The organism is Nitrobacter sp. 62-13 (genome assembly GCF_001896955.1).
Taxonomy (GTDB): domain Bacteria; phylum Pseudomonadota; class Alphaproteobacteria; order Rhizobiales; family Xanthobacteraceae; genus Nitrobacter.
Genome location: NZ_MKRN01000074.1, coordinates 1 through 21259, shown reverse-complemented (window position 1 = coordinate 21259; position 21259 = coordinate 1). Strand labels below are relative to the sequence as shown.

General features: G+C 63.2%; 21 protein-coding genes. 7 read left to right on the top strand and 14 right to left on the bottom strand.

Features of this window, described 5'->3' with window-relative positions:
- Positions 1-176: 176 nt before the first annotated feature.
- From BGN91_RS07295 to cysG, 7 genes are all read right to left on the bottom strand, one after another.
- Positions 177-686, bottom strand: coding sequence for a CAP domain-containing protein (locus tag BGN91_RS07295; protein ID WP_292611851.1), 510 nt, complete (start codon positions 684-686; stop codon positions 177-179).
- Positions 687-755: 69 nt separating this feature from the next.
- Positions 756-1805: a sulfate ABC transporter ATP-binding protein gene (locus BGN91_RS07290; RefSeq protein ID WP_292611849.1), complete on the bottom strand. Its 1050-nt coding sequence runs from the start codon at positions 1803-1805 to the stop codon at positions 756-758.
- Positions 1795-2664, bottom strand: a complete 870-nt coding sequence (gene cysW, locus BGN91_RS07285) for a sulfate ABC transporter permease subunit CysW (protein ID WP_292611854.1) — start codon at positions 2662-2664, stop codon at positions 1795-1797. Before cysW ends, BGN91_RS07290 begins: the two co-directional genes overlap by 11 nt.
- 12 nt (positions 2665-2676) lie before the next feature.
- On the bottom strand, positions 2677-3513 hold the full coding sequence (cysT, locus tag BGN91_RS07280; protein ID WP_292611847.1) for a sulfate ABC transporter permease subunit CysT: 837 nt from the start codon (positions 3511-3513) through the stop codon (positions 2677-2679).
- Positions 3514-3537: 24 nt separating this feature from the next.
- Positions 3538-4527 carry a sulfate ABC transporter substrate-binding protein gene (locus BGN91_RS07275; RefSeq protein WP_292611845.1) on the bottom strand — a complete coding sequence of 330 codons (990 nt, stop codon included), beginning with the start codon at positions 4525-4527 and terminating at the stop codon, positions 3538-3540.
- Between the two features lie 287 nt (positions 4528-4814).
- Positions 4815-5558 (bottom strand): phosphoadenylyl-sulfate reductase, encoded by a 744-nt coding sequence (locus BGN91_RS07270; protein ID WP_292611843.1) that lies wholly within the window; start codon positions 5556-5558, stop codon positions 4815-4817.
- Positions 5555-6988 carry a siroheme synthase CysG gene (gene cysG / locus BGN91_RS07265; RefSeq protein WP_292611841.1) on the bottom strand — a complete coding sequence of 478 codons (1434 nt, stop codon included), beginning with the start codon at positions 6986-6988 and terminating at the stop codon, positions 5555-5557. The genes BGN91_RS07270 and cysG overlap by 4 nt, the downstream gene beginning before the upstream one ends.
- Before the next feature lie 256 nt (positions 6989-7244).
- Here cysG and cysD point away from each other — a divergent pair, with 256 nt between their 5' ends.
- The 3 genes from cysD to BGN91_RS07250 all read left to right on the top strand — a co-directional run bounded on the left by cysD (position 7245) and on the right by BGN91_RS07250 (position 12422).
- Positions 7245-8051, top strand: a complete 807-nt coding sequence (gene cysD / locus BGN91_RS07260; RefSeq protein WP_292611839.1) for a sulfate adenylyltransferase subunit CysD — start codon at positions 7245-7247, stop codon at positions 8049-8051.
- Between the two features lie 25 nt (positions 8052-8076).
- Complete coding sequence (gene cysC / locus BGN91_RS07255; RefSeq protein WP_292611837.1) at positions 8077-10002, top strand: adenylyl-sulfate kinase; 1926 nt, start codon at positions 8077-8079, stop codon at positions 10000-10002.
- Between the two features lie 200 nt (positions 10003-10202).
- Positions 10203-12422: a malate synthase G gene (locus BGN91_RS07250; protein WP_292611835.1), complete on the top strand. Its 2220-nt coding sequence runs from the start codon at positions 10203-10205 to the stop codon at positions 12420-12422.
- 80 nt (positions 12423-12502) lie between these two features.
- On the opposite strand, the gene BGN91_RS07245 is transcribed toward BGN91_RS07250, so the two are convergent.
- Entirely contained in the window at positions 12503-12658 is a 156-nt protein-coding gene (locus tag BGN91_RS07245) for a Thivi_2564 family membrane protein (protein WP_292611834.1), read from the bottom strand.
- Between the two features lie 318 nt (positions 12659-12976).
- On the opposite strand from BGN91_RS07245, the gene BGN91_RS07240 reads away from it, so the two are divergent.
- Together BGN91_RS07240 and BGN91_RS07235 are read left to right on the top strand one after the other, a co-directional pair.
- Complete coding sequence (locus tag BGN91_RS07240; protein ID WP_292611833.1) at positions 12977-13345, top strand: DUF883 domain-containing protein; 369 nt, start codon at positions 12977-12979, stop codon at positions 13343-13345.
- Between the two features lie 99 nt (positions 13346-13444).
- A complete protein-coding gene (locus BGN91_RS07235) occupies positions 13445-13882 on the top strand; it encodes a hypothetical protein (RefSeq protein ID WP_292611832.1) in 438 nt (145 codons plus the stop codon).
- 28 nt (positions 13883-13910) lie between these two features.
- On the opposite strand, the gene BGN91_RS07230 is transcribed toward BGN91_RS07235, so the two are convergent.
- Entirely contained in the window at positions 13911-14306 is a 396-nt protein-coding gene (locus BGN91_RS07230) for a hypothetical protein (RefSeq protein ID WP_292611830.1), read from the bottom strand.
- Between the two features lie 322 nt (positions 14307-14628).
- Positions 14629-15435 carry a response regulator gene (locus tag BGN91_RS07225; RefSeq protein ID WP_292611828.1) on the bottom strand — a complete coding sequence of 269 codons (807 nt, stop codon included), beginning with the start codon at positions 15433-15435 and terminating at the stop codon, positions 14629-14631.
- Positions 15436-15688: 253 nt separating this feature from the next.
- Between BGN91_RS07225 and BGN91_RS07220 the strand changes: the two genes are divergently transcribed.
- Entirely contained in the window at positions 15689-15907 is a 219-nt protein-coding gene (locus tag BGN91_RS07220) for a NepR family anti-sigma factor (RefSeq protein WP_292611826.1), read from the top strand.
- The gene (locus BGN91_RS07215; RefSeq protein WP_292611824.1) at positions 15907-16452 is read left to right on the top strand and encodes a sigma-70 family RNA polymerase sigma factor; all 546 of its coding nucleotides are present in this window, start codon (positions 15907-15909) and stop codon (positions 16450-16452) included. Before BGN91_RS07220 ends, BGN91_RS07215 begins: the two co-directional genes overlap by 1 nt.
- Positions 16453-16494: 42 nt before the next feature.
- Here the strand turns inward: BGN91_RS07215 and BGN91_RS07210 are convergent, their stop codons facing one another.
- The 4 genes from BGN91_RS07210 to BGN91_RS07195 all read right to left on the bottom strand — a co-directional run.
- A complete protein-coding gene (locus BGN91_RS07210) occupies positions 16495-18165 on the bottom strand; it encodes an HWE histidine kinase domain-containing protein (protein ID WP_292611822.1) in 1671 nt (556 codons plus the stop codon).
- Between the two features lie 301 nt (positions 18166-18466).
- Entirely contained in the window at positions 18467-19744 is a 1278-nt protein-coding gene (gene mtaB, locus BGN91_RS07205) for a tRNA (N(6)-L-threonylcarbamoyladenosine(37)-C(2))-methylthiotransferase MtaB (RefSeq protein WP_292611820.1), read from the bottom strand.
- Positions 19744-20616 carry a diaminopimelate epimerase gene (dapF, locus tag BGN91_RS07200; RefSeq protein ID WP_292611852.1) on the bottom strand — a complete coding sequence of 291 codons (873 nt, stop codon included), beginning with the start codon at positions 20614-20616 and terminating at the stop codon, positions 19744-19746. The genes mtaB and dapF overlap by 1 nt, the downstream gene beginning before the upstream one ends.
- Before the next feature lie 238 nt (positions 20617-20854).
- Positions 20855-21259 (bottom strand): hypothetical protein (locus BGN91_RS07195; protein ID WP_292611818.1); only part of this gene is annotated, 405 nt, incomplete at its 5' end.

The following is a 21259-nucleotide window of genomic DNA, read 5'->3' as shown; positions in this document are numbered from 1 at the left end:
CTCCTGGCCGGAGCAGCCCTCGCATCGGATCCCGCGCAAAAGCCATCTGCGACAGAATCGCGATGAAGCGATCCGTGCGAATATGAATCGCCCAGCCCGACCTTGGCCGCGACCAGCGTGGCGCTGGTTCACGTTGGCGTCAATCACCGCCGACGGCGGCTCGCTTCACGCAACGGTTATCGCTCATCGGGGAAGGCGAGAACGAGCGTCCAGAACACCTTGTACTTGCTGTCCGGCGCGTAGGTCGCGGCGATGCCCAGTTTCGTGACGCCGTTCTTCAGCATGTTCGCCCGATGAGGCGGCGAATCGCGCCAGCCCGAAAACGCCTCGGCGAGGGTGTGATAGCCCGCACCGATATTCTCGACCGCCAGCTTCGCCGGATAGCCGGCCGCCGCCAGCCGCCTGGGCAACGTGCCGGCGATGTCGTGGTCCATCTTGTTGCGTTTGGCCATCACCATCGATTGCGTTTCGGCGACCTTCATCAATTCCGGATCGACCGCTACCGGGCCGAGGCCATTATTGGCGCGATAGCCAGAAATCATGGACGCCGCCACCACGGGGTCCAGCCTGGCTCCGCCGTGGGCCATGTCGAGATAGAACGCCGGCTGTTCCGGAACTGCATTTTCCACGGCGGCGCATCCGGCCAGCGCCAGAAGGCCGAGTATCGCGGCGAAGATACGGATCATTCATCATTCCCCAAGTCGGCGGCAGTTGTTGCACACCAACAGTGGCTGAAAGGTGAACGATCACTAAATTCAAATCCGGTCCGCGAAAATGCGATAGCGCCGCGGCTGCAGGCCGACGACCTCGCCGTCGCGAAGCTCGCGGTCGCGCGGCACATCGATTTCGATGATGGTTTCGCCCCGGTTGCCGGACACGACGATGTCGGCCCGCTGGATCGGGCCGAAGGTCCGCACCCGCCGCACGGTCCCTTCAAGGCCGCCCCAGCCGCATGGGCTGATCTGCATGTCATGACGGCGAACGAACAGCTTCGAGGGTCCCGAACTGCCGCGCTCGGCGGCGATATTCAGCGGCGTGTCGCCGAGCCGCACCCGGCCGTCGTCGACCTCGACCGGCAGCACGATCGACTCTCCGATGAAGCCGTGGACGAACGCCGTCTGCGGATTGTCATAGACGTCGCTCGGCGTTCCGATCTGCTCGATGTGCCCCTTGTCCATCACAACCACGCTGTTGGCGACTTCAAGCGCCTCCTCCTGATCGTGGGTCACGAATATGGAAGTGACGTTGATTTCCTCGTGCAGCGAGCGCAGCCAGGTCCGCAGTTCCTTGCGCACCTTGGCGTCGAGCGCGCCGAACGGCTCGTCGAGCAGCAGCACGCGCGGCTCGATCGCCAGCGCGCGGGCGAGCGCGATGCGCTGACGCTGGCCGCCAGAAAGCTGGCTCGGATAGCGGCTCGACAGCCAGTCGAGCTGGACCAGGTCGAGCAGCTCCTTGACACGCGCGCGGATGGCGGCCTCGTCCTTGCGAACGGAACGAGGCTGCACGCGCAGACCGAACGCGACGTTTTCGAACACCGTCATGTGACGGAACAGCGCGTAATGCTGGAACACGAAGCCGACGCTGCGCTCGCCGGGCGCGCGCGACAGCGCGTTCTCGCCGTCGAAGGCGACCTCTCCGGAATCCGGCCAGTCGAGCCCGGCGATGATGCGCAGCAGCGTGGTCTTGCCGGACCCCGACGGGCCGAGCAGCGCCATCAGCTCGCCATGCGGGACCGTGAGATCGACGTGGTCCAGCGCGGCGAAGTCCCCGAACTTTTTCACGATATTGCGGACTTCAATGCTCACTCGGTCGTTGCCCTTCGTCGAGATGCCGTTCGAGAATAGTCTTCGCCACCAGCGTGACCAGCGCCAACAGGGCCAGCAGCGAGGCGATCGCGAACGCCGATACGAATTGATATTCGTTGTAGAGGATTTCAACCAGCAGCGGCATGGTGTTGGTTTCGCCGCGGATGTGCCCGGAGACGACGGACACCGCGCCGAACTCGCCCATCGCGCGGGCGTTGCAGAGCAGCACGCCGTAGAGCAGGCCCCATTTGATGTTCGGCAGCGTGACGCGGAAGAAGGTCTGCAATCCCGAAGCGCCAAGCGACAGCGCCGCTTCCTCCTCCGCCGTTCCCTGCTCCTGCATCAGCGGAATCAGCGCGCGCGACACGAATGGAAAGGTCACGAATGTCGTCGCCAGCGCGATGCCCGGCAGCGCGAACAGAAGCTGAATGTCGTGATCCTGCAACCAGGGTCCGAGAAAACCCTGCGCGCCGAACAGCAGCACGAACACCAGGCCGGAGATGACAGGGCTGACCGAGAAGGGAAGATCGACCAGCGAGATCAGGAGGGTCTTTCCCGGGAATTCGAATTTCGCGATCGCCCAGGCCGCGACCAGCCCGAACACCAGGTTGAGGCCGACAGAAATCACCGCAACTATCAATGTCAGCTTGATCGCCGACAGGGCTTCCGGATCGGCGAGCGCGGCGAGATAGGCGTGCGCGCCCCTGGCGAATGCCTCCGCGAACACGATCACCAGCGGCAGCACGATGAACACCGTGAGAAACAGGATGGTGAAGCCGATCAGCAGACCACGCACCCAGCGCGGTTCGGAGCGGGCATCGGTCCGCTCGAGCGGCACCGCGATCGCGGTTTCAGGCATCAAGGTCGCCTCTCAATGCGCCGGCACGCGAAGCTGCGCCCAGCGTTGCATGCGGTTGACGAGGAAGATGACCAGGAACGCCACCACCAGCATCACGACGGCGATGGCGGTGGCATCGGCATAGCGGAATTCGGACAGCCGGATCACGATCAGCAGCGGCGCGATCTCCGACACGTTCGGCAGATTGCCGGCGATGAAGATCACCGAACCGTATTCGCCGACCGCGCGCGCGAATGCGAGCGCGAAGCCCGTCAGCAGAGCGGGCAAAAGGCTCGGCAGAATGACGCGGGACACCGTCTGCCAGCGGTTGGCGCCGAGACTAGCGGCCGCCTCCTCGATCTCCGGATCGAGATCGATCAGCACCGGCTGCACGGTGCGAACCACGAAGGGAATGCCGATAAATACCATCGCGACGAAGATGCCGAGCGGCGTGAACGACACCTTGATGCCGAGTTCGGCTAGCGGCGCGCCGAGCCAGCCGTTCTGCGCGAACAACGTCGTCAGCGCGATCCCCGCGACCGCAGTCGGCAACGCGAACGGCACGTCAACGATCGCATCGAAGATACGGCGTCCCGGAAAGCGATAGCGGACCAGCGCCCAGACGATGATGCCGCCCATCACCAGATTGACGAGCGCGGCGAGAAACGCGAGCCCGAATGAGATCTTCAGCGCATTCAACGTTCGCCGGCTGGTGACGATGTCAACGAACTGGGCGAAGCTCAATTCGAACGACTTGAGAAACAGGCCGGCAAGAGGAAGCAGAACGATGATGGCAAGCCATGTCAGCGTCAGTCCCATGGTGAGGCCAAATCCCGGCAAAGTCCGTCGTCGTACCGATCCTCCTTTCACGTTGTCCCGCTCCGACCCGTCGCATCAGTTCTTGTAGATCTGATCGAAGATGCCGCCCTCGCCGAAATGGACCTTCTGCGCCTTGGTCCAGCCGCCAAACACGTCGTCGATCTTGAACAGTTCAACCTTGGGAAAGGCATCGGCATACTTCTTGATGATGGCGGGATCGGTCGGACGATAGAAATTCCGCGCCGCGATCTCCTGCGCGTCCGAAGTATACCAGTACTTCAGATACGCCTCGGCAACGGCGCGCGTTCCCTTCTTGTCCACCACTTTGTCGACCACGGCAACCGGCGGTTCCGCCAGAATGGAGATCGACGGCACCACGATCTCGAACTTGTCCTTTCCGAATTCCTTGAGCGCGAGAAAGGCTTCGTTTTCCCAGGCAAGCAGCACATCGCCGACGCCGCGCTCCACGAAAGTGACGGTCGAGCCGCGCGCGCCCGTATCGAGGACCGGAACGTGCTTGTAGATGTCGGCGACAAATTGTCTTGCCTTGTCCTCTCCACCGAATTTCTTCAGCGCGTAGCCCCACGCCGCCAGATAATTCCACCGCGCGCCGCCGGAGGTCTTCGGATTCGGCGTAATGACGCTCACGCCGGGCTTGATCAGATCGTCCCAGTCCTTGATGCCCTTGGGATTACCCTTGCGGACAAGGAAGACGATCGTCGACGTATAGGGCGAGGAGTTCTGCGGCAGCCGCTTCTGCCAGTCCTTGGCCAGAAACCCGCGCTCGGCGATGGCGTCAATGTCATAGGCGAGCGCCAGCGTGACGACGTCGGCCTGCAGGCCGTCGATCACCGAGCGCGCCTGCTTGCCGGACCCGCCGTGCGATTGCTTGATCTCGACGCTCTTGCCGGTCTCTTTCTGGTAAGCCGCAGCGAAGGCCTTGTTGAAATCGACATAGAGTTCGCGCGTCGGATCGTAGGAGACGTTTAGCAACGTGACGTCGGCGGCATACGCAGAGCCCGCCCAGAGCAGCCCGGCGAGAATAACAAGGACACGACGAAGCATTTTCATCTCCATAAGACCCGCTCGTGCGACAATCGCTAGTGGAGTGAATTTGACATTCGCTACTCACTTCGCAGCAAACCCGGCAAGCGAATGTCAAATTCAAAACTCCACTCGAAACCTAATTTGCTAGTGGTCCTTTGATTCTAACATTTGCAAGAATTCCTGCTGCAACGGGATGCAAATGTTAGAATCGGACCACTAGAGGCCTATGAATGAACCTCGTCAAACGGCGGCGTTTAGTCAACGAAACCACATTTCAATGTTTGCGGCGGCACAGGGTCATTCCACTACGAAGTCTTCATGGTGTGGATGCCGCATTCCGTCTTGGCTCTGCCGCGCCAGCGGCCGGCGCGCGCGCCTTCATCGGCGCTGGCGCGCGATGTGCATGGCATGCAGCCGACGGAAAGGAATCCCGATGCGACGAGCGGGTGCGGCGGCAGCTTCGCCGACGCATAGATCGCCTCGATGTCTTCGCGCGAGGCGTTCGCGAACGGATTGAATTTCAGTCGCGCCCCGTCATCCTCGACCACCGGAATGTCGGCGCGCTGGCCGCCCTGAAATCGCTTGCGGCCATTGATCCAGGCATCGAAGGACGTCAGCGCGCGCGCCAGCGGCTCCACTTTCCGGATGCGGCAGCAGGCATCCGGATCGGAGAGCCACAACTCGCGACCGGAGTCCTCGCGTTTCAACGCATCCTCGGACGGTTGAATGGAGCGAACGTCTTTCAACCCGAGCGCGGCGATCAGTGTGTCGCGATAGGCGAGCGTCTCCTCGAACAGCCAGCCGGTGTCGAGGAAGATCACGGGAATGGCCGGATCGACATCCGCCATCACCTTCAACAGCGCCGCCGATTCGGTGCCGAATGACGAGACCAGCGCCAACCGGTCGCGCCCGATCCTGCGCAGCGCCGCTTCGATCACCGCCGCCGGCGAGGCCTCGCCCAGCGAATCGTTCAGAGCCGATGCAGACGGCAACGCAGACCGCGCTGCCGCGCTCGCCGCGGCACTTCTGTTGTCGGTCGAAGACGTCATTCGGCGGCCATCTGGAATGTCTGCAACAGCGAATTCAGATTTGAATTACGCCACGGCGCCGAACGCGAGACCACATCGCCGATCACGAGAATCGCGGGGCCGCCGTCGATCCGGCGAACCAGCGCCGGCAGGCGATCCAGCGTGCCGACGACGGCTGTCGCATCGGGGCGGGTGGCGCGCGCGAATACGCCGACCGGGGTTTCCGGCGAACGGCCGGCCGCGAGCAAGCCGTTGCGGATCGACTGCGCTGCCGTGATTCCCATGTAGACGACGACCGTCATCTTCCGGTCTGTCAGCGCCGACCAGTCCACGCTCTCCGCATCCCGCGCTTTGTGGGCGGTGAGAAAGGTGACGCGCAGGGCCTCGTGACGGAAGGTCAGCGGCACTTCCGATTCCGCAGCCGCGCCGAGCGCGGCCGTGATTCCGGGAACGACCGAACAGGCGACACCGGCTTCGCGCAGCGCCTCGATCTCTTCGCCGCCGCGCCCGAAAATAAAGGGGTCGCCGCCCTTGAGGCGGACGGCCCGCTGCCCCGACTTCGCTGCATCGATCAGCAGGCGATTGATCGCGTCCTGCCCGATGCCGGGCTTGCCGACGCGGCGGCCCACCGGAACCCGCGCGGCGTCGCGGCGGGCGCGATCGAGGACTTCCGGCGAGACCAGCTCGTCGTAGAAGACAATGTCGGCGTCCTGCAACGCGCGCAACGCCTTGACAGTGAGGAGATCCGGATCGCCCGGCCCGGCGCCGACCAGCGTGACATGACCTTCGTCCTGTCGCGAGTTCTGTTCGCCCGCGTAAGCGGAGGGATCCGCAATCGCCGTCAGCGCGCCTTCGGCCTCGTCGGAGCGGCCGGCGAGAACCAAGGCGCCGATCGGGCCGTCGACGACGCGCTCCCAGAAGCGGCGACGCAACGGCGCATGGGCAATGCGATCATGAACCGGCTTGCGCCAGCGCCCGATCAAGGTTGCAAGGTCGCCAATTCGCGCCGGCAACAGCGCCTCGATGCGCTCGCGCACGCGGCGCGCCACCACAGGCGATGCTCCGCCGGTGCCGACCGCCACAACGACATCGCCGCGATCGACGATCGCCGGAACGATGAAACTCGAATGCGCGGGATCATCCATCACGTTGACGGGCAAGCCCGCAGCCCGCGCCCGCGCCGCCACCGCCATGCCGATCTCGGCTGCGCCCGCGCAGAACACCGCGACGATTTCGTTCAACTCGATCGTAGTGGGGTCGTCCACGCGCTCGATCCGCGACGCGGCGGCAGGATCGAGACCTGCGACCGCAAAGTCGTCGTCGGTGGCATGCCAGCGCACCCGCGCCTCCGCGGCCAGCAACAGGCGCAACCGGGCGCGCACCGGATCGCCCGCTCCAACCAGAAGGATCGGACCAGCGTGCGAATCGAGAAAGATCGGAAGGAATTTCATTCGATGCTTCTTCTTCCCCAACAGCGGGGTTGACTGAAATTATTTTCTATTTATGTATCTTGCAAGCGCATCAAACAGAAAATTATTTCTTCTATGCGGGTACGAAAGTATAGAATTTTCTACTTCCAAATACCGCACGGAAGAGATGCATCTTCTCAGCCTCCAGAATCCGCAATTTCGGCGGCCGCTGACGTCGACAATCAGCGGCCGTCGACCGCGCATGTAGCAACGCACGTGTAAGCCCAAGGAGCAGGCCATGCAGCCTGGAATGGACCACCTCGATGCGCTGGAAGCGCAGAGCATCTACATTTTCCGGGAAGCCTTCGCCCGGTTGAAAAAGCTCGCGCTGCTGTGGTCCCTCGGCAAGGATTCCAACGTGATGATATGGCTGGCGCGTAAGGCCTTCTTCGGCCGCGTGCCGTTCCCGGCGCTGCACGTCGACACCGAGAAGAAATTTCCCGAGATGTACGCGTTCCGCGAACGCTATTCCAAGGAATGGAATCTCGATCTCAAGGTCGACTACTGCCCGCCGATCGACGCGGTCGACCCGACGCTGCCGCCAGCCGCGCGTTCAGCGGCGCGCAAGACCGAGGGGTTGAAGCTTGCGCTGAACAAATACGGCTTCGACGGGCTGATCGCCGGCATCCGCCGCGACGAGGAAGCGACCCGCGCCAAGGAGCGGGTGTTTTCGCCGCGCGGCCTTGAGGGCGGATGGGACGTGCGCGATCAGCCGCCGGAATTCTGGGATCAGTTCAACGCATCGCCGCCGCCCGGCGCTCACTTGCGCATCCATCCGATCCTGCATTGGACAGAAGCCGATATCTGGGCCTACACCAAGCGCGAGAACATCCCGATCATTCCGCTCTATCTGGCCAAGAACGGCAAACGCTATCGCTCGCTGGGCGATGCCGACATCACCTTCCCCGTCGCCTCGACCGCGTCGACCATCGACGAGATTCTGATCGAACTCGAAGGCAGTAAAATTCCCGAACGCGCCGGTCGCGCACTCGATCATGAAACCGAAGACGCGTTCGAGCGGCTTCGGGTCGCCGGCTATCTCTGACCTGAATCGAATCGAGCGTTTTCCGATGAATATGATCGCCCCCGCCATCGCACCGAACACCGTCTTCGCGACGCCTAACGGAACGACACGCCCTCAGGTCAGCATCGTCATCGTCGGCCACGTCGATCACGGCAAGTCGACGCTGGTCGGACGGCTGTTGCACGAGACCGGCAGCCTGCCCGACGGCAAGCTGGAAATGCTGAAAGCCGTCAGCGCCCGGCGCGGCATGCCGTTCGAATGGTCGTTCCTGCTGGACGCGCTGCAGACCGAACGCGATCAGGGCATCACCATCGACACCACGCAAATCCGTTTCCGCACCCGCTCGCGCGACGTGGTGCTGATCGACGCGCCCGGCCACGCCGAATTCCTCCGCAACATGATCACCGGCGCGGCGCAGGCCGATGGCGCGGTGCTGATCATCGACGCGCTGGAAGGCGTGCGCGACCAGACCCGGCGACACGGTTATCTGCTGCATCTGCTCGGCGTCAAACAGGTCGCGGTCGTCGTCAACAAGATGGACCGCGTCGATTTCAGCGCGGACCGATTCAATGCCATCCGCGACGAGATTTCAGCGCATCTGACCGGCCTCGGCATCGCACCCACGGCGGTGATCCCGATCTCCGCCCGCGACGGCGACGGCGTGGCCGAGCGGACCGCCAAGATCGGCTGGTACACCGGTCCGACCGTGGTCGAAGCGCTCGACGCGTTGCAACCGGCGCGCCCGCTGGACGAGCTGTCGCTGCGGCTGCCGGTGCAGGCGATCTACAAGTTCGACGATCGGCGCATCGTCGCCGGCCGCATCGAGTCGGGGAGCCTGGCCGCGGGCGACGAGATCGTCATCATGCCGGCCGGCAAGATCGCCAAGATCCGCAGCGTCGAAGGCTGGCCGTCGAGCCCGACCGTGACGCAAAGCGCCGGACGATCCGTCGGCATCACGCTGGACCGAGAACTGTTCGTCGAACGCGGCGACGTCATCGCGCATGCCGGATCGGCGCCGCGCGACACGCGGCGGATTCGCGCGCGCATTTTCTGGCTGCACGAGCAGCCGCTCGCAGCCGGCGCATCCATTCTGCTGCGGCTCGGCAACAAGGAAACACGTGCCGTCGTCGTCGCCATCGAAAAGGCGGTCGATCCCGGCGAACTGGCGAGCGCCGAGGCCAGGGCGATCGCGCGCAACCATGTCGGCGAGATCGACATCTCGCTGGCGCAGCCGCTCGCCGCCGATCCTTACGTCGACAATCCCCGCACCGGCCGTCTCGTGATCGAGGTCAACGGCCGTATCGCCGGTGGCGGTCTCGTGCTCAGCGTCGATGCGGGACAGCGCGCGGTGCCGGTCGACATCGTGCCGGTGGAATCGGCGTTGCGTCCGGAGGAGCGCTCCGCGCGCTATCGTCATAACGGCGCCGTGGTGTGGCTGACGGGATTGCCCGGGTCGGGCAAATCGACGCTGGCGCGCGCGCTGGAGCGGAAACTGTTCGGCGACGGCGGCTCGCCGATCCTGCTCGACGGCGACACGCTGCGCGCGGGATTGAACGGCGACCTCGGTTTCTCGCCGCAGGACCGCACTGAAAACATCCGTCGGCTCGCGGAAGTCGCCGCGCATCTCGCGCGTAACGGTCATGTTGCGATCGTGGCTGCCGTCTCGCCATCCCGCGAGGATCGCGCCGCGGCACGGCGCATCGCCGATGCGGCTTTTCGCGAGGTCTATGTCGCAACGCCGGCCGATGTTTGCGAGAGTCGCGACCCCAAGGGCCATTACGCCAAGGCGCGCGCCGGGGTGCTGCACGGATTCACCGGCATCGGCAACGACTACCAGCCTCCGGAGTCGGTGGAACTGACGATCGATACGTCGTCCCGCACCGTGGCCGACGCCGCCGATGACATCGAACGCATGCTCATAAGCACCGGCATTCTGTTCGACGAACTGACCGACCTCGCCGCCAATATCTGAGCTTGCGAATCCCGCAAGCCCTGGACGTGGACGACCGCCGCGAGTTGTATCGCGGCGGTCGTTCGGTTTTTTTCGATGGGATTATTCACCTTTTGTAGGGGCTCGCTGCGCTCGCTTTGGCGCTAAAAGGCAATATTGGCCGAATTTTCGGCAAGCCGCCTTGAACAGCGCATGGTCGCCGTTTCTCCAGAGACTTCGACATGACCCGCATTGATGCTCACGGACTGAAGATCGCGACGGTCCTGTTCGATTTTATCGAGAAAGAGGCCACGCCGGGGACCGGCATTTCGCCGGATGCCTTCTGGGCCGGACTTGCCGCCATCGTCCGCGATCTTGGGCCGAGAAACCGGGAGCTGCTGGCGATACGCGACACGCTGCAGGCGAAGATCGACGGCTGGCATCGCGCCAACAAAAGCCGGCCGTTCGACAAGGACGCCTATACCGGGTTCCTGAAAGAGATCGGCTATCTGTTGCCCGAGCCGGAGACTCATGCGGTCGAAACCGCCGATGTCGATGAAGAGATCGGAAAGATCTGCGGACCGCAACTGGTGGTGCCGCTGACCAACGCGCGATATGCGCTGAACGCCGCCAACGCGCGCTGGGGCAGCCTTTACGATGCGCTGTACGGCACCGACGCCGTTCCGCACGACGCCGGTGAGGCCAGAGGTTACGACAAGGCGCGCGGCGGCAAGGTGATCGCGAGGGCAAAGGCATTTCTGGACTCCGCGGTACCGCTCGCGGCCGGCAGCCATGCCGACGTAACGAGTTACCGCGTGGTCAATGGAGCGTTATCGGCGAGGCTCCGTAACGGCAGCGACAGCGGCTTGACGTCGAAATCGCAGTTCGCGGGCCACCAGGGCGACGCGAGCGCACCCTCCGCGATCCTTCTCGTCAACCATGGCCTGCATATCGAGATTCGAATCGATCGCAGCCACGCCATCGGCAAGGACGATGCCGCAGGGGTCGCCGACTTGATCCTCGAGGCCGCCATCAGCACCATCCTCGACATGGAGGACAGCGTCGCCGCCGTCGATGCCGAGGACAAGGTTCTGGTCTATCGCAATACCCTCGGCCTGATGAACGGCACGCTGCAGGACAGTTTCGAGAAGGGCGGCAAAACCGTCACCCGCGCGCTCAATGCCGACCGCATCTACATCACTCCCGGCGGCGGCGAGCTAAGGCTGCACGGGCGCAGCCTGCTTTTGATTCGCAACGTCGGCCATCACATGTTCACCGACGCGGTGCTCGACGAGAACGGCGCCGACATTCCGGAAGGCATGCTCGACGCCGCGGTGTCCGGCCTGCTCGCGATCCACGATTTCAGCGGCGCCTCGAAAACGAAGAACAGCCGAACCGGCTCGGCCTATATCGTCAAGCCGAAGATGCACGGACCGGACGAGGTCGCGCTGACCTGCGAACTGCTCGCCCGGGTCGAGACAATGCTCGGATTGCCGGAGAATGCGCTCAAGGTCGGCGTCATGGACGAGGAACGCCGCACCACCGTCAACCTCAAGGCCTGCATCCAGGCGGCCGCGAAACGCGTCTGCTTCATCAACACCGGATTTCTCGACCGCACCGGCGACGAGATTCACACCTCGATGGAAGCGGGACCGATGATCCGCAAAAACGAGATGAAGGCGCAGCCGTGGATGCAGGCGTACGAGGACTGGAACGTCGACATCGGCTTGATCGACGGCCTGCCCGGCCACGCCCAGATCGGCAAGGGGATGTGGGCCGCGCCCGACAGGATGGCCGACATGCTGGCGCAGAAGATCGGCCATCCCCAGGCCGGCGCTACCACCGCATGGGTGCCTTCGCCAACCGCGGCGACACTGCACGCCCTGCACTATCATCAGGTCGACGTCCTGAAACGCCAGCAGGAGCTGAAAGCCGGCGGCCGCCGCGCAAAACTTGCCGACATCCTCACCCTTCCGGTGTCGCAGTCGAATTGGGCGCCCGACGATGTAAGGCAGGAGATCGACAATAACTGCCAGGGCATTCTCGGCTACGTCGTGCGCTGGATCGATCAGGGTGTCGGCTGTTCGAAGGTGCCCGATATCCACGACATCGGACTGATGGAGGATCGCGCCACGCTACGCATCTCCAGCCAGCATCTGGCGAACTGGCTGCATCAGGGCGTCGTCACCAAGGATCAGGTGATGGAGTCGCTCAAGCGCATGGCCGTCGTCGTCGACAGGCAGAACGCCGACGATCCCCTCTATCAACCAATGGCGCCGGGGTTCGACGGCGTCGCCTTCCAGGCGGCGTGCGACCTGGTGTTCAAGGGACGCGAACAACCGAATGGCTACACCGAGCACATCCTGACAGGACGGAGACGCGAGGCCAAGGCGGGGGTTAGGGCGGGGGTTAGGGCGAAGATCAAGGCGCGGATCAAGCCGGAAGACAAGACGGCCGGCTGAGCGTCGATCCCGCGATTGGCATAAAATCCCCGGCGTGGCCGCCGGGGAAGCCTTGCTTGTCCGAGGCGCTGACGCGGGCCTCAGAATATTGGAAGATACTTCAGCGCCGACGCGACGCCGAGCACGATAACGGCGACGCGGGCGATCTGCTTGCCGCGAACGTCCAGCGGGGCCACGCTGATGAAGTACAGCACAAGAACAACGACGAAGAACGTAATCAGGACGCTGATGAGCATTGTTGCCTCTCCAAAATTGATCGCAAGATTTCAAGCAAGATTTCAAGACGGAGAAAGCGCCCTCGCGACATTTGGCGCGCGAGGCAATCCGGACGAGGCTTGAAAGTTCCACCGAAAGCGCGTGAAACGACAGACCAGCAGGCGCATCCGCCAACATAAATCGATACCGGCTTCCTCGCCGCCGATCGTCTCGCCCTCACGCATCATCGAACGGGAATGACTGCCAGGACAGGCTGACTGGCAGGCCGTGCGGTCGCGGAACTTAAGCCGTAACGGCACGTTGGTTGCTCATATCCCTGCAGTTTTCAGGAGCGTTGGATGGCGAGCGATGACGAGGAAGCGATGAAGAACTTGACCGATAAAGCGACTTACGACCGCCTTGAGAAGGACTTGTCCGCGGTGAAAAACGATATCTCCGCCCTGGCGGATCAGGTCTCCGACGCGCTCAGTACGTTGACCGGCTCTGCCAAAAAGCAGGCGCGCCGTGGCTACAGGCAGGCCAGAGCCAATGTCGACTCCGTCCTCTCCGATGTGTCGGAGCGCGGCAATGCGGCGCTCGATGCAGCGCAGAATGCCGTAGGCTCCATCGAGGACACGCTGGAGGAAGCAATCCAGCAGCGTCCTCTCGCGACTGTCGCGCTTGCGATCGGGCTGGGTTTTCTGATCGGCGTGACCTGGCGCCGATGACGCGCCGGCAATTTCAATCCGGTCGGGCCACAGCGGACACTGTGGCCGCGGCTGTGATTTCCAGTCATTTCAACAATCGATTTTCGGGCGAGGCGTTGAATGTTTCAGCGGGCGATTGATGACCTCAAGGAGAGCGTGAGCAACGCCGTGCGGCTCACCTCGGTCGCCGTCGTCGGGGTCATCACAGGCTCCATCACAATTATATTCCTGTGTGCCGCCGCGTTCGTCTTTGTGTTGCAGAACTACGGCTTGATCGAGGCTTGCCTCGCCGGCGCGGCGATCTTCTTCCTGATCACTGTGATCGCGATCGTGACCTATGCGGTCCGGCGCAAGGCCATAAAGAAAAACGCCGCCCAGAGAACCAGGGCGACGGCGCAAAGCTTTCTGGCCGATCCGATGGTGATGGCAGCGGGACTTCAGCTGGTTCGCGCGGTCGGCATCAAGAAACTGATTCCGCTTCTGGCCGTCGGCGGTCTGGCCCTGGGACTGCTTGCGGGCCGGCGCGACAAGGGTGGCGATCCCGGCACCCGTTCCTGATTTCCCGAGACGAACGGCGACGCAATGATCAGGTGACGCAGCGGCCAGGCTGAAGCTGCTTGGCGACGTCCGTCAAAACACTTACCACCGGTTCGCATGCGATCGTCCGTCTGGCCTGGGATGACGCAGGCCTCCGGCGGGCGGGCGGGCTTCTGTCGCGCTCACTAGCCATCATGTGGCCAGCTCCCGGAATCTGGATCACGACGGAGGCATCCGGAAGGCTTTCAAGCCGAATGGAAACTGTCCGGCCCTCAAAAGGCGTCAACCGGACCGGACCGCGGTCGGACTTGGCGGCGCGATTCACGATCGCAGCAGCGGTCACGTCCGCGCGCGTGGCCAGATCATGGGCCGGGGATAAATGCATCGCGCCGAGAGGCAGAATCACCGCCAGCGCACCGAGAACGCCCGTCGATACCTGAAACATCGTCGCCTCGCCCGTTTATCCTTGCGACGGCGACGATCTCGAGCGCCGCGCGTCGGGTTGCGGATCAGAACCGCTTGGCGATAACGCACTCGGCAAGACATCGTTCATTTAACGGATTTCAAAAAAGAGAGCGATGCGGAACGCTTCCCCGGCCCTCGCGTTGTCCGGACAGCCGGTCATCCTCCCCCTGCCCGCCCGACCGGCGACGAGGACGCGGCTGATGGTGATGCCAGCCGCGTCCGTTTTCTTTTCCGGCCTGCAAACCACGCCGCAAGCTTGGACGGCATCGATCCATGCCGCGAGGCGGGCTAGAAACCGCAAATCAGGATGCAGCGGCGCGGGGTTCCCGATTACGCGAGTTTCGATGGAAGAACAGCGCCTGACTGGCGACCGCCGAAACCATGGCCGGCTGGAATGGCTTTGAAATGAGGAACGCCGGCTCGGGCCGCTCGCCGGTCAGGAAGCGCTCGGGATAGGCCGTAATGAAGACAACGGGCACCTCGACGACGCGCAGGAGTTCGTTCACGGCATCCAGCCCGGAGCTGCCGTCAGCGAGCTGGATATCGGCCAGAATGAGGCCGGGTTTCCGGGTTTTGGCCAGGGCGATCGCGTCGCCATGGGTGCGAGCGACGCCGATCACCCGGTGGCCGAGATTCTTGACGAGGCTCTCCAGATCCATCGCGATGAACGTCTCATCCTCGATAATCAGGACGTCGGTGGCGATTTCAGCCGCCATCTCGCGGCCGGCAACATCGCTCAGCTTGCGGACTTCCGCCACGCTGGTCTGCAGGACAAAGGCCGCCTCCTCCTCGGAAAAACCTTCCAGCGACAACAACAGGAAGGCCTGACGCGGCAAAGGCGTGATATTCGTCAGCCGCCGCTCCGTCGGAGCCAGGACCGGCACCTCGTCGATGCCGCCATTGATCGAAACCGAATTCCAGATCTGGGTAAACAGCCGGAACAAGCCCGCCCGCGGTCCATGCCGCTCGTCCAGCACCGTTGGATCCTGAAGCAGCGCCTCCAACATGGCTCCGACATAAGCGTCACCGGATGCCTGATTACCCGTTAGCGCGCGAGCGTAACGTCGCAAGAGCGGCAAATGCTCCGCGACAACCTGTGATCGAAACATCCCGTCCATCCTTTTTGAGACCCCTCAATCAGGGATCAGGCATCTTATCTTGATTTGGGTGATGCGCAGCGCAAAGCAGCGGATCCCCGTCCGGTCGCTGCGTAATTTACGCTTTAGCATGACAAAAGTTCCCCCATGCAGGAACTTTACCTCGCGCTTCGCATTAGCCCGCACGAGTTCCGCAAAGACCGCCTAACAAACGGGGAATTCTCGATTTTTCAATAGCTTGAAACTTTGGGAATGAAAGAAGATCATGAAAGATTCAAAGCCATCACCCGGTAAGGGCGGCCTTAACGCCGAGATTCAGTCCAGAATCGGGCATCAGCTCCGCGCGATGTATGACGACGTCGTGAGGCAGGGCGTCCCGGACCGGTTTGCGGAATTAATCCGAAAGCTCGATGGATCGGGGCAAAATCATCCACAAATAAACCCTGCGGGCGATTTCGACGCAAAAAACAGCGGGAGGGACTAATGCCTCTCACAGATTCACTTCGCGAGGATATTCTGGCATCGGTGCCGAACCTGCGCGCATTCGCAATTTCATTGAGCGGAAACGGCGATCGTGCCGATGACCTCGTGCAGGAAACCCTGCTTCGGGCGCTTGCCAACATCGACTCGTTCCAGCCCGGCTCGAATCTTCCGGCGTGGCTGTTCACGATCTTGCGCAACCTGTTCCGCTCCGACTACCGCAAGCGGCGTCGCGAGGTGGAAGATTCCGACGGCAGCTATGCGAAAACGTTGAAATCGCAGCCGAACCAGAACGCCCATCTGGAATTCGAGGAATTCCGCGCAGCGCTCGACAAGCTGCCGCAAGACCAGCGCGAAGCCCTGATTCTGGTAGGCGCTTCGGGATTCTCTTATGAAGATGCCGCGAAGATCTGCGGATGCGCAGTCGGCACCATCAAGAGCCGCGTCAATCGCGCGCGATCGAAGCTGAGCGCGCTGCTTTACGTCGAGGGTGCCGATGATTTCGGCCCGGACGACACCGTTCGGGCAGTGATCGGCAGTAGCCGGTAGGCCACCCAGCAAACCCACAGCAAGGCGGCTCCCAGGGCCTTATCAGCGATCTGACGCGGTCGCCGGCTTGATCGGCGCGGAAATTTGCTGCGTACGATCTCTCTCGATCATGTCCACCACGGTCTCCATGGGAGCGGCGAGTTCGTAAACATAACTCACTTCGGTAAAATACCGCTTGGAGTAACCACCCAGCGCCTCCGGCGCAACGCGGTCCAGCAGGATGATGCCGAAATCGCTGTCCTCGCGGCGGGTCGCGGCGCTGGTGTTGAATTCCTCCCATCGAAAGCGAAACATCGACTCGCTGCCGTCGCCATCGACCGCCCAATGCGCGACAACATGCGGATGCTTGCCGACCAGCGAGAGGCCTTCGTCAGAGTGCGAGGCGAGTTCGAAGAACAGCAATGAGAGGCTCTGAGCCGCGCGCGCGCTCACGGTGATGTCGGGACCATCGACCGCGATGCGGTCGGCGTTGGGAATGGCGCGCGCCTCGAACAATCCTCTCAGCTTGACGCCCTGCCACTGGCTTTCGCTGAGCAGCGAGACCACGTTGGACATGGCATGGATCCGTCCGATCAGCAATTCGCGGGCGACTTCGATGTCGGAGCCGTGCCGCAGCGTGCGGGTGACGATCGATTGAATCACCGCAAGAATGTTCTTGACCCGGTGATTGAGCTCGTCGATCACGGCCGTCAGACGCCGCTCGAAGCTGATCCGAACCTGGATTTCCCGGCTCAGCCGCAGATTATTGTAAGCGACGTATCCGAACAGGCCGCAAATGATGCTCGTCAGCGCCAGACCGATCGCGGCCACCACCACGGCAAGCCTTTGCGCGCGAAGGGCCGAATTGGTTTTCGGGTAATAGCCAAGCGACCAGTCCCGCCCGCCGAACGTCACCGTCCGGAGCACCAGCGGAACGGGATCAGCCGGCCGTCTGAGACGTGTCGTGACATTGCCGCTGTCGTCGGCGATCCATTCAGACGCCGGATTTCGCGGATCTTTCAGGACGACGGAGAACAGCGACAGCTCGTCGTTTGTCAGCATCAGCGACGCCAGTCGATAGGAAAACGTGACAAAGCCCGCCGCCGTGTCGCTTCCTTCCGGGAAAACCGGCGTTGCGATAACGAGCCCCATCGGCCCATCGGGCTGCAGCAGATTGACCGGATCCGATACCACCGACGTCTTCGTCTGCATCGCTTGGGCGAGCATCGGCCCCAGGATAGGATGCTCGTCGAGCGAGCGCCCCGCGAATGCGTTCGTTTCAGCGTTTTGCGGTTCGACGTCCATCAGCACGTCGATCGGCTTGTCGAGCGAACCCAGATCGCGGGGGCTGTCGTCAAAGCTCCGGATGTGCGGATTTGGAAATCCTGCAGCCGCCAGAGTGGCGCTGGCTTCCGAAAGCTCGCTCGGCTGCAGATGCGCTACCCAGCCCGCGATAACGAAATCGGTCTTGAAGGCATAGATCGACGCTCGCAGCGGGTGGAGCATGTTGGCCTGTACCGTGGCGGGCGAACGAAACAAGCCGGAGGCCACCCGCGCCAGCAGCTCTCGTTCGATCAGACGCTCCTGAACCAGGCTGGCATGGACGTCGATCGCGCGCGACAGCGCGATCCTGTCGATCGTTAATTCCTGATCATGAGCGCGCCAGGCCGCAAGGCCGGAGAGAAGAACCCCGATGACCGCGACGAACCCAATAACGAAACCCAGCCGAACCACGTGCCTACCCGGAAGTCAGGAGAATGAAGCCGCTCGCACCATCGGCCGGCCTTGAAGTCTAGCAGCAGCGAGCCCCCGCCCTGAGGATGCCCCACGTCAATCGCCCCGCGCCAGCCTGGTTCCGTCCTGCCGGGCAAAACCCGGGACGATCGTTAACAGACTCAGGCCGGCCGAGTCCGGTCTTCATGATGGCGAAAGGTCCGCGCCCGCAATCCGCCCCGCGACTCGCATGTCCTGGTCGCACTGAACTATCAAGACCCCGGGTCGGTCCTGCCGACCCAAGGATCAACCTCGTGCGCAGCTACACCGCGGGCCGCAGTCGGGCGCCATCGTGGTCCGCCATCTCGAACGTTCGCACCGCACCGGGCGTTTCTCCCGCAATCGCAACCGGGATAAAATGCTCGGTGCGGCCCTGGGTGGCGCTTTCGATCAGCACCTGACGCGTCGCGCCGACCTCCGCAGTCAGTCGCCGCAACAGCGCAGCCTCGGCCGCCGCGCGCAGCCGCCTTGCGCGGTCCCTGATCACATCGCCCGCAACCTGTGGCATCCGCGCCGCCGGCGTCCCCGGACGCGGCGAATAGGGAAACACATGAACAAAGGTGAGATCGCAGTCCGCGACGAGATCCAGCGACCGCGCGAACATCTCCTCGGTCTCGGTCGGAAAACCGGCGATGAGATCGGCGCCGAAGGCGATGTCCGGCCGCAGCCGCCGCACCTGCGCGCAAAACTCGATGGCGTCCCGGCTTGAATGCCGCCGCTTCATCCGCTTCAGGATCATATCGTCCCCGGACTGCAGCGACAGATGCAGATGCGGCATCAACCGTTCGTCGTCGGCGATCACATCGAGCAGGTCGCGATCCGCCTCGATCGAATCGATCGACGAGATTCGCAGCCGCCTCACCTCCGGCACATGCCGCAGGATCCGCCTGACCAATCCGCCCAGTCTCGGTGCGCCCGGCAGATCGGCGCCGTAGCTCGTGAGATCGACGCCGGTCAGCACGATTTCCACATGGCCCGCCTCAGTGAGCGCGCGCACCTGATCGACCACCGCGCCCATCGGAACCGAACGCGAATTGCCGCGCCCGAAAGGAATGATGCAGAAGGTGCAGCGATGATCGCAGCCGTTCTGCACCTGCACGAAGGCGCGCGGCAACCCGCTTTGAAAGCCATCGGCAAGGTGCGGCGCTGTCTCCCTCACCGCCATGATGTCGGCGACCGCGATTTTTTCCGTGTTGGCAATTCCGAAACCGGCCGCGGCCGCGAATGCGGTCCGTGCCTCGCGCCAGGCTTCACCTCGCATCTTGTCGTCGTTGCCGATCACGCGATCGACTTCAGCCATCTCCGCGAACATCGCCGGCTGGATCTGCGCCGCGCAGCCGGTGACGACGATGCGTGCCGACGGCCGCTCGCGCCTCAGCCTGCGGATCGATTGCCGCGCCTGCGCCACCGCCTCGTTGGTGACGGCGCAACTGTTGACGATGACGACGTCGTTAAGCCCGGCGCCGCTCGCATTGCGGCGGATGATTTCGGATTCGGAGGCATTGAGCCGGCAGCCGAAGGTGACGACATCGACCGCCATCACGCGACAGAGGCGAACAATGCGGGATCGAACGTACCGGCATATTCGAACACGGCCGGACCGGTCATCATCACATGATCGCCGTGCTCGCACCACTCGATGGTCAGATTGCCGCCGGGCAGCATCATCTCGACCGTGCGGTTGGTCCGTTTGAGCCGCGCCGCCGCCACTGCCGTCGCGCAGGCCGCCGAACCGCAGGCCTTGGTCAGGCCCACGCCGCGCTCCCAGGTCCGCATCACGATGTGATCGCGATCGACGATATGCGCCAGCGTGATGTTGGCACGCTCGGGAAAGATCGGATGATTCTCCAATAGTGGCCCGAAGCGTTCAAGGTCATAAGCATTCACGTCATCGACCCAGAAGATGGCGTGCGGATTGCCCATGCTGACCACCGACGGCGAATGCAGCACCGGCTTTTCGATCGGCCCGACCTGCAATTCGATATAGCGGGTGTCGCGGAATTCCTCGGCGAGCGGGATATCCCGCCAATCGAATTTTGGTAGCCCCATGTCGACGGTGTAGAAACCGCGCGTGGAGCCTCGCCAGCAATTCAACAGCCCGGCACGGGTCTCGAAAGTCAGCACGGTCTTGCCCGTGGCTTCGAACACCTGCCGCGCCACGCAACGCATGCCATTGCCGCAAGCGTTCGCCTCCGAACCGTCGTTATTGTAGATTCGAACGAAGGCCTCCGTGCGTGGCGTCCGCGGGGGTTGCAGGACCATCAACTGATCATAGGGAACGCCGGCCGGCGAGGCGATCGCGCGTGCCTCCTCGGCCGTCACCGTGGCGGCACTGTCGCGCAGATCGACCACGACGATCTCGTTGCCGATGCCGTTCATCTTGCTGAAAGCGTGGTTTGCGAGCGCGCCCATCCTGGCATCCATTTTCCGGCGTCCGTCCTCCGCTTTATATGGCGAATACCCGGTGATTGGCCAGCGCGGCCGGCATCCGCCCCGGTCAACGCAATATGCGCGCCTGCGCCCCACGCCCGCCACGATGCGGCATGACATATTCTCATGACATGCTCCGGCGCGAGTCGGATATCATCCTGTCAGGCATCGCATAATTCCGCCGCAACGGCGGCCAAGGGTCGGGTCTTGCGGATATCGGTCAGCGCGAGACGTCGGCCAGCACCAGGGAGACCCGTTCAATGAATCGCCCCCGCCTTTTTCGCCGCCTCGCGATCGCGATGATCCCGGCGGCCATGTCCCTGGGGCTCTCCGCGGTACTTGCCCAAACCCCGCCCGCGACGCCTCCCGGCGCGACGGCACCGCCTGCGACCCCGGCCCCGCCGGCTGCGCCCGCCCCGCCCGGAACAGCAACTCCGACGACGCCGGCTCCCCCGCCGGCCGAAGTCCAGACCCCGGCAAACCCCACCGCAGAGGCGCCGAAGCCGCCGGCCACGGCCCCCGTGCACACCGCCGATCCCTTCGGCGAGGAATTCACGCTGACACCGAAGACAGTCCTGACCTTGCGAAACACCGCCACCTGGGACACCGCGTTCGAGACGCTGAT

What these genes read in the sequence shown, in the direction of transcription:
- BGN91_RS07275 (WP_292611845.1), bottom strand. Translation starts at nt 4,527, where the DNA reads ATGCTTCGTCGTGTCCTTGTTATTCTCGCCGGGCTGCTCTGGGCGGGC.
- BGN91_RS07220 (WP_292611826.1), top strand. Translation starts at nt 15,689, where the DNA reads ATGAAAGATTCAAAGCCATCACCCGGTAAGGGCGGCCTTAACGCCGAG.
- cysW (WP_292611854.1), bottom strand. Translation starts at nt 2,664, where the DNA reads ATGCCTGAAACCGCGATCGCGGTGCCGCTCGAGCGGACCGATGCCCGC.
- cysG (WP_292611841.1), bottom strand. Translation starts at nt 6,988, where the DNA reads ATGAAATTCCTTCCGATCTTTCTCGATTCGCACGCTGGTCCGATCCTT.
- BGN91_RS07240 (WP_292611833.1), top strand. Translation starts at nt 12,977, where the DNA reads ATGGCGAGCGATGACGAGGAAGCGATGAAGAACTTGACCGATAAAGCG.
- cysD (WP_292611839.1), top strand. Translation starts at nt 7,245, where the DNA reads ATGCAGCCTGGAATGGACCACCTCGATGCGCTGGAAGCGCAGAGCATC.
- BGN91_RS07270 (WP_292611843.1), bottom strand. Translation starts at nt 5,558, where the DNA reads ATGACGTCTTCGACCGACAACAGAAGTGCCGCGGCGAGCGCGGCAGCG.
- mtaB (WP_292611820.1), bottom strand. Translation starts at nt 19,744, where the DNA reads ATGGCGGTCGATGTCGTCACCTTCGGCTGCCGGCTCAATGCCTCCGAA.
- dapF (WP_292611852.1), bottom strand. Translation starts at nt 20,616, where the DNA reads ATGGGCGCGCTCGCAAACCACGCTTTCAGCAAGATGAACGGCATCGGC.
- BGN91_RS07225 (WP_292611828.1), bottom strand. Translation starts at nt 15,435, where the DNA reads ATGTTTCGATCACAGGTTGTCGCGGAGCATTTGCCGCTCTTGCGACGT.
- cysC (WP_292611837.1), top strand. Translation starts at nt 8,077, where the DNA reads ATGAATATGATCGCCCCCGCCATCGCACCGAACACCGTCTTCGCGACG.
- BGN91_RS07250 (WP_292611835.1), top strand. Translation starts at nt 10,203, where the DNA reads ATGACCCGCATTGATGCTCACGGACTGAAGATCGCGACGGTCCTGTTC.
- BGN91_RS07235 (WP_292611832.1), top strand. Translation starts at nt 13,445, where the DNA reads ATGTTTCAGCGGGCGATTGATGACCTCAAGGAGAGCGTGAGCAACGCC.
- BGN91_RS07245 (WP_292611834.1), bottom strand. Translation starts at nt 12,658, where the DNA reads ATGCTCATCAGCGTCCTGATTACGTTCTTCGTCGTTGTTCTTGTGCTG.
- BGN91_RS07295 (WP_292611851.1), bottom strand. Translation starts at nt 686, where the DNA reads ATGATCCGTATCTTCGCCGCGATACTCGGCCTTCTGGCGCTGGCCGGA.
- BGN91_RS07215 (WP_292611824.1), top strand. Translation starts at nt 15,907, where the DNA reads ATGCCTCTCACAGATTCACTTCGCGAGGATATTCTGGCATCGGTGCCG.
- BGN91_RS07230 (WP_292611830.1), bottom strand. Translation starts at nt 14,306, where the DNA reads ATGTTTCAGGTATCGACGGGCGTTCTCGGTGCGCTGGCGGTGATTCTG.